Source organism: Stenotrophomonas sp. NPDC077659 (assembly GCF_050268705.1).
Classification (GTDB): domain Bacteria; phylum Pseudomonadota; class Gammaproteobacteria; order Xanthomonadales; family Xanthomonadaceae; genus Stenotrophomonas.
Genome location: NZ_JBNNHG010000191.1, coordinates 1 through 5902, shown reverse-complemented (window position 1 = coordinate 5902; position 5902 = coordinate 1). Strand labels below are relative to the sequence as shown.

5 protein-coding genes are annotated in these 5902 nt (G+C 66.2%); 1 reads left to right on the top strand and 4 read right to left on the bottom strand.

Annotated elements, in window-relative coordinates; translation table 11 throughout:
• From smc to ACQKDV_RS17905, 4 genes are all read right to left on the bottom strand, one after another.
• Positions 1 to 3316: chromosome segregation protein SMC (smc, locus tag ACQKDV_RS17920; RefSeq protein ID WP_427785539.1), on the bottom strand; the 3316-nt coding region annotated here is incomplete at its 3' end.
• A 247-nt stretch (positions 3317 to 3563) separates the two neighbouring features.
• Positions 3564 to 4016, bottom strand: coding sequence for a 50S ribosomal protein L9 (rplI, locus tag ACQKDV_RS17915; RefSeq protein WP_108765551.1), 453 nt, complete (start codon positions 4014 to 4016; stop codon positions 3564 to 3566).
• A gap of 106 nt (positions 4017 to 4122) precedes the next feature.
• A complete protein-coding gene (gene rpsR / locus ACQKDV_RS17910; protein ID WP_002804494.1) occupies positions 4123 to 4353 on the bottom strand; it encodes a 30S ribosomal protein S18 in 231 nt (76 codons plus the stop codon).
• Positions 4354 to 4364: 11 nt separating this feature from the next.
• Entirely contained in the window at positions 4365 to 4670 is a 306-nt protein-coding gene (locus ACQKDV_RS17905) for a 30S ribosomal protein S6 (protein WP_427785540.1), read from the bottom strand.
• A 660-nt stretch (positions 4671 to 5330) separates the two neighbouring features.
• On the opposite strand from ACQKDV_RS17905, the gene ACQKDV_RS17900 reads away from it, so the two are divergent.
• Positions 5331 to 5813 carry an Lrp/AsnC family transcriptional regulator gene (locus ACQKDV_RS17900; RefSeq protein WP_427785538.1) on the top strand — a complete coding sequence of 161 codons (483 nt, stop codon included), beginning with the start codon at positions 5331 to 5333 and terminating at the stop codon, positions 5811 to 5813.
• Positions 5814 to 5902 lie beyond the last annotated feature (89 nt).

Sequence of the window (5902 nt, the reverse complement as noted above, 5' to 3'; positions counted from 1 at the left end):
ACCGCGCGGCCCTCAGCACTCGATGACGTTCACCGCCAGGCCACCGCGGCTGGTTGAGCTGGAAGATGGCGAACACCAGCGCCACCGCGGTCATCGCCTTCTCGCCACCGGACAGCAGCGAGATGCTGGACACGCGCTTGCCCGGCGGGCGCGCCATGATGGTCACGCCGGTATCGAGCAGGTCTTCGCCGGTCAGTTCCAGATAGGCATGGCCGCCGCCGAACAGGCGCGGGTACAGCGCCTGCACGCCCGCGTTGACGCGGTCGAAGGTGTCCTTGAAGCGGCCACGGGTTTCGCGGTCGATCTTGCGGATGGCGTCTTCCAGGGTTTCCAGCGCCGTGGTCAGGTCGGTGTGCTGGGCGTCCAGATAGTCCGAACGCTGCGAGGCTTCGCCATACTCATGGATCGCGGCCAGGTTGACCGGCTCCAGCCGACGCATGCGCCCATCGATCTGGTGCACGGCCTGTTCCCAGTCACCCAGGCGGGCATCATCAGGCAGTGCGTTCAGCACGTCCTGCAGGACGAAGCCGGCCTTTTCCACCGCCCCTTGCAGGGTCTCGGCACTGAGCACCAGCGCCTGCTGGTCGAGCTTGCGCTGGGAAATGCGCTCGCGCTGGGCCAGCGCCTGTTCGTCACGCTGGTGGCGGGTCTGCTCGTAGTTGCGCAGTTCAGCGTCGATGCCATCGAGCAGCGTGCGCGCTTCGGTCAGCACGCGGTCGGCACGCACGCGATCTTCCAGCGCGTTCTGGTGTTCGGCCTGCAGGGATTCGACCGGCGAATCGCCCTCGTCCAGCTGCGAATGCAGTTCGCCCAGGCGCGAATCGAGCTGCCCGCGCTGGGTGCTCATGCGCTCCAGCGCCTGGCTCAGCGATGCCACCTGGGCACGCTGCGATTCCAGGGTCAGGGCCAGCGAATGCGCGCGCTCGCGCACGGCACGTGCGGCTTCGCGGGCCAGGTCACGTGCCTCGGTCAGCTGGCGACGTTCGCTTTCCAGACCCTGCCGGGTTGATTCCAGATCACCCATGCTGCTGACCGCATTCTCCAGCCGCGAACGCGCTTCGCGCGCCTGTTCGCGATTGACGTCCAGCGTTTCCAGCAGTTGCGCCAGCTCGCCTTCGATGCGATCAATGCGGGTGCGCGCCGCTTCCACCTTGCCCTGCTGGCCCTGCAGCTGGCCGGCCAGTTCGGACACCGCGCGATGGGCCTGGTACAGCGTACGCTGCGCGTCCTCGCGCTGCTGCTCCGCCGCCAGCAGCTGGTCACGGAAGTCGGCCAGCTGCTCTTCCAGCGCGGCCTCCCGGTCCTGCAGCTGTTCAATCTGCTCGCGCAGTTCGTTGATCTCGCGTTCGCGCAGCAGTGCACCCTGTTGCGCCGCGCCGGAGCGCGACACGCGCAGCCAGCCCTGGCCCAGGCGTTCGCCGCCCTGGGTGATGATGGAGTCGCCTTCGGGCAGGCCGGCCTGCAGCGCCTTGGCCTCGGCCAGATCCCTGGCACCGTGCAGGTGCGCCAGCAGGCGGCGGATGGCGGCCGGACCACGCACGCGTGCAGCCAGCGAGGTCGGCGCTACCTTCAGCTCGCCGACGTCGTCGGCCACCAGCGCAATGCGGCCGTCGCCGAGCTCGGCCAGTGCGTCGACCAGGCGCACCGGATCATCGACCAGCACGCCTTCAATCAGCTGGCCGAGCGCGCTTTCCACGGCGTTTTCCCAGCCGGCATCAACGTCCAGGCGTTCGCCCACGCGCGCGGCCGAGTCCAGCCCATGGGTCTTCAGCCACGCTACGGCGGCGCCCTGCTCCTGGCCGAGTGCGGCCTGCTGAAGAGTTTCCAGCGAGGCCAGGCGGCCGCGCAGGCCATTGGCCTGCTTGCGCAGCTCGGCCAGTTCATTCTGGCCGGCGCGCTGCTGTTCCTGCACGGCAGTCACGCCCTGCTTTCGGCGTTCAACGTCTTCGCCGAGTTCATCCAGCGCGGTCTTCTGCGTTTCGTGCTGCTGGAACAGCTGCTCGAAGGCTTCTTCCAGCGCGTCCACGTCCAGCCCGGCTCGCTCGGCGGCCAGCGCTTCGCGGCGGCGGTCAGCGTCGAGGATCTGCTTGTCCAGGTAGTCCACGCGGGTGCGTTCGACATCGCCGGCACGCGACGCTTCCGAGCTCTGCGAGGTGTGCTGTTCCCAGCGCTGCTGCCAGCTGGCCAGCCGGTCCTCGGCCTCGCGCAGGCTCTCCTGCTTGATTTCGTTCTCTTCCTGCAGCGCTTCCAGCTGCGGGGTGGCGTCGTCGACGGCGTCGCGCAGCACGCCCAGCTTGGCTTCGTCGCCGCTGATGTGCTGGCCAAGTTCGGACAACGCCTGCCGGGTTTCGTCGCGCGCCTTGTGCAGGCGCTGCGACAGTTCGCGTTGGTGCTGGATCTGCTGTTCCACGCGCGCCAGCGTACTGCCGACCTGGTAGACCGCGGCCTGCGCGGTGTTCAGCGCATCGGCCGCCTCTTCGCGGCGCACGCGCGAGGTTTCAATGCGGGCTTCGGCTTCACGCTGGTCGGCAATCAGCTGCTGCAGCTTGGTTTCTTCCTGCGACAGCCCTTCGCGCAGCTTGGACAGACGGCCGTCCAGCCCACGGAATTCCAGGGTCTTCCACTCGGCATCCTTGACCCGGCGCTCTTCCTGCAGCGCCTGGTACTGCTCGGCCTGCCGCGCCTGGCGCTTGAGGTGTTCGAGCTGCTTGCTGATCTCGTCGCGCAGGTCGCCCAGGCGGTCCAGGTTCTCACGGGTGTGGCGGATGCGGGTTTCGGTTTCCTTGCGGCGCTCCTTGTACTTGGAAATGCCCGCGGCTTCTTCCAGGTACACGCGCAGGTCTTCCGGCCGCGCCTCGATGATCTGGCTGATCATGCCCTGCTCGATGATCGAGTAACTGCGCGGGCCAAGGCCGGTGCCAAGGAACAGATCGGTGATGTCGCGGCGGCGGCACTTGGTGCCGTGGAGATAATAGTTGCTGCTGCCGTCACGGCTGACCGTGCGCTTGACCGAGATTTCGTTGAACGAGGCGTACTCGCCGGAAATCGTGTGGTCCGAATTATCGAAGATCAGCTCGACGGTCGCCTGTGACACCGGCTTGCGGGCGTTGGAACCGGAGAAGATCACGTCGGTCAACGAGTCGCCACGCAGGCGGCTGGCCGAGCTTTCGCCCATGACCCAGCGCACGGCGTCGATGATGTTCGACTTGCCGCAGCCATTGGGCCCCACCACGCCGGTCTTGTTGGTCGGCAGGTGCAGGGTGGTCGGATCGACGAACGACTTGAAGCCGGACAGCTTGATCGTGGAAAGACGCATAGAGGTTCCGGACTGGGGCCGCCGAGCGGCCTGCTTACCCTCCAAGTCATTGATCCTGCTCGGATCGCTGGCCGTGGAACGGGCGTGACGCCCTGAGTATACCGATGTGGCCGTGTTCTACGAGACAGGGGCTGCGAGGGGCGTGGAACATGACCCGGCCCGGCCGCAGCACCGGCGGGCCCACAAAAACAAAACGGGCACCCTCGCGGGCGCCCGTTCTGGTGACACCAGGCCTTTCGGCGTGGGATCAGGCCTTTTCGGCTTCTACCACAACCTTGACGGTGGTTTCGACGTCGGCGTGCAGGTGCACCAGGACGTCGTACTCACCGATGTTGCGGAAGGCGCCTTCGCCCAGGATGACTTCGCTCTTGCTCAGCGGCAGGCCGGCAGCGGTGAAGGCATCGGCGATTTCGCGGGCGCCGACCGAGCCGTACAGCTTGCCTTCGGTCGAAGCGTTGGCGGCGATGGTCACGCTCGCGCCTTCCAGCTTGGCCTTGCGGGCATCAGCGTCGGCGTGGATGGCCTGGGCCTTGGCTTCGTATTCGGCGCGCTTGGCTTCGAACTCGGCCTTGTTGCTCTCGGTGGCCGGAACGGCCTTGCCCTGCGGCACGAGGAAGTTACGGCCGTAGCCCGGCTTCACGTCGACCAGGTCGCCCAGGTTGCCGAGGTTGGTGACTTTCTGCAGGAGGATCAGCTGCATGGTATTGCTCCAGATAAGTTATTCGTTAGCGAGGCCATGCCCCGCAACAAAGGCTGTCCGAATAGCTGGCACAGCGGGGGCGGCACCGGGCCGCCCCCGCCGGGCATCAGACGTCGTGGTTGTCGGTGTACGGGATCAGGGCCAGGAAGCGAGCGCGCTTGACGGCGGTCGCCAGCTGACGCTGGTACTTCGACTTGGTACCGGTGACGCGGCTCGGCACGATCTTGCCGTTCTCGGTCAGGTACTGGCGCAGGGTGTTGAGATCCTTGTAGTCGATCTCCTTCACACCTTCAGCCGTGAACTTGCAGAACTTGCGGCGACGGAAGAACTTGGACATGGGAAGGCTCCTTAGGCGGCGGAAGCGGCGTCGTCGCCGGCTTCGTTGTCAGCGGTGGTGGTGGACTCGCCTTCTTCGTCGTCACGACGACGGCGCTCACCGCGCTCCGGCTTGTCACCCTTCTCGTCCTTGCTCTTCATGATCAGCGACTGCTCGGTGTCAGCCTCGTCACGCTTGATGACCAGGTTGCGCAGCACGGCGTCGTTGAAGCGGAAGCTTTCAGTCAGTTCGCTCAGAACGGCCTGGTCGGCTTCGATGTTCAGCAGCACGTAGTGCGCCTTCACCGCCAGCAGGATCTCCGGCTTCAGCAGCGCCATCCCCGCATGGGCCACGCCCACCGGCACCACCACCAGCGAAGCGGCCAGCAACCCCAGCGAGACCGTATGCCCGGCATGCAGGTGACCGGCGCGCTTGCCGAACACGATGTACAGGCCCCAGCACGCTGCCGCACCCATCGCATAGAGCACGCCGGCCGGGTCCAGCGCCGGCCCGCCGCCCAGCGGCAGCAGCAGCAACAACCCCACCAGCGCGCAGCCCACCCAGAGGAAATCGATTGGCCGCCGCGAGGACAGCATCGCCACTGTCAGCGGACCGGTGAACTCGATGGCCACGGCGATGCCAAAGGGAATGGTGCGGATGGCCATGTAGAACAGCAGGTTCATCAGGCCCAGGGTCAGCCCGTAGCGCAGGATGGTCATCGCGTCCACGCGGCGGGTCTTCCAGCGCCAGGGCCGCCAGAACAGCAGCAGCAACAGCGCGGAAAATCCCACGCGCAGAGCACTGGTGCCCTGCGCCCCCACCAGCGGGAACAGGTGTTTGGCATAGGAGGTGCCGATTGCCAGCGCGGTCACCGAACCAAGCACGGCGAGCGCCGGCAACAGGGGCGCGAATCGGGAAGTCTGCATGCGCCCAGTCTATTGCGCCGGCAGCGAGCACTTGGCTCAATTGACAGCCCGTCCGTGCAATTTCTGCTCACCATGGCCACCGTCCCCGTGCTGGACAGCTTTGACCGCGCCATCCTCGACGTGCTGCAGCAGGACAATGCCCTGCCACAGCGGCAGATCGCCGAGGCCGTGCATCTGTCCACGCCTGCCGTGCAGCGGCGCATCAAGCGCCTGCAGGAAAACGGCGTGATCGCCGCCAATGTGGCCGTGGTCGACGCCGCGAAGGTCGGGCGACCACTGACCATCATCGTCGAGGTGCGTGTGGTCAGCGAACAGCGCGACAAGGTGGCCCCGTTCCGACGCCGCGTGCAGGACGACCCGGCCGTGCAGCAGTGCTATTCGATCACCGGCGACGGTGATTTCCTGCTGCTGCTTTCTGCGGCCTCGATGGAAGAGTACGAGGCGATTACCGAGCGGCTGTTTGGTGGCGATGACAACATCGAGCGCTTCCGCACCTCGGTGGCGCTGGGCACGTTGAAGCGCAGTTTCTCGGTACCGCTGGCACCGGTTGTGTAGCGTCGAACTTGCTCGACGGCGGTTGCCTCTGCCGTTGTAGATACCGTGTTGTCCTTGCCTAGGCAAGGACGACTTCAGGCTCAAACGGT

What these genes read in the sequence shown, in the direction of transcription:
- ACQKDV_RS17905 (WP_427785540.1), bottom strand. Translation starts at nt 4,670, where the DNA reads ATGGCGCTGCTGAAGCCGGAGATCCTGCTGGCGGTGAAGGCGCACTAC.
- ACQKDV_RS17900 (WP_427785538.1), top strand. Translation starts at nt 5,331, where the DNA reads ATGGCCACCGTCCCCGTGCTGGACAGCTTTGACCGCGCCATCCTCGAC.
- rplI (WP_108765551.1), bottom strand. Translation starts at nt 4,016, where the DNA reads ATGCAGCTGATCCTCCTGCAGAAAGTCACCAACCTCGGCAACCTGGGC.
- rpsR (WP_002804494.1), bottom strand. Translation starts at nt 4,353, where the DNA reads ATGTCCAAGTTCTTCCGTCGCCGCAAGTTCTGCAAGTTCACGGCTGAA.